The organism is Endozoicomonas sp. SESOKO4 (assembly GCF_024606275.1).
In genome coordinates this window covers 1-1020 of record NZ_JAHHPS010000359.1, presented here as the reverse complement: position 1 = coordinate 1020, position 1020 = coordinate 1, and the positions used below count along the sequence as shown (strand labels likewise).

Sequence of the window (1020 nt, the reverse complement as noted above, 5' to 3'; positions counted from 1 at the left end):
TCCTCGCCAATCACACCGCTTGAAAGAGGCAACACCTGATTTTCTTGCACTCTGGCGTGTTCAGCCAATACACGACAGACCTCAAAGGCATCCGTCATTCCCTGCTCACCGGTACCCGCATTGGCATTACCGGTATTAATAACAAAATATTCAGGCGAACAATGAATGCGACGTTTGGCCAGTTGGACTGGTGCAGCACAAAAACGGTTCAGTGTGAAAACACCGGCAACAGAAGCACCCTTATCCCAGTTCATAATCACAAGATCCTTACGATCCTGCTTCTTGATACCCGCCTCTGCCGTTCCAAGACGAAAGCCTTTCACTGGATGCATTTTCGGCCAGCTTCCTGATCCTACTGCCATGGTTTGTCCATCTCCTCTTTTTCATTCCAATTCAATGCATCCGTTATTTCTGCAAGCCGACACCGTCTGCCAGACTGAACAATCCCGATAACGAATTCAAAGAATCAGGCCAGAGAGCACATACTCAAATGGCCCGATGCGAAGTAGAGTTATAGCTAACTGTTCGCACTTTGTTATTAATTACTCAACAATTTCTTTAAATATCTGGAAATAGTTCGGAAAGGTCTTTGAAGTACAACCAGGATCATTGATGGTAATTGGGCTACCACCGAATGCCGCCAGGGAAAAACACATGGCCATTCTGTGATCGTCGTAGGTATCTATGACTGCAGACTTAACCATTTCTGGAGGATTAATCACAATGTAATCTTCACCTTCTTCCACTTCGGCTCCGACTTTACGAAGCTCAGTCGCCATCGCTGATAGCCGGTCAGTCTCTTTAACCCGCCAGTTGTAGATATTTCGAATAGCCGTCTGCCCACTGGCGAAAAGAGCGGTAGTCGCAATGGTCATGGCCGCATCCGGGATATGGTTCAGATCAACATCCACACCCTTGAGTTCACCTTTCTCTACTTCAATCCAGTTGTCACTCCACGTAACTTTAGCGCCCATTTGCTCAAGCACTTCAGCAAAACGGGCATCGCCCTGAACACTGGCA

Annotated in this window: 1 protein-coding gene and 1 pseudogene; both read right to left on the bottom strand. The window is 47.3% G+C overall.

The features are described 5' to 3' along the window. Window positions 1-362, bottom strand: a 362-nt coding sequence (locus tag KDK16_RS07050) for a bifunctional ornithine acetyltransferase/N-acetylglutamate synthase (protein WP_257275333.1), incomplete at its 3' end; no start/stop codon positions are given. Between the two features lie 180 nt (window positions 363-542). Further along, window positions 543-1020: pseudogene (locus KDK16_RS07045) on the bottom strand (3-phosphoshikimate 1-carboxyvinyltransferase); the annotation flags it as partial.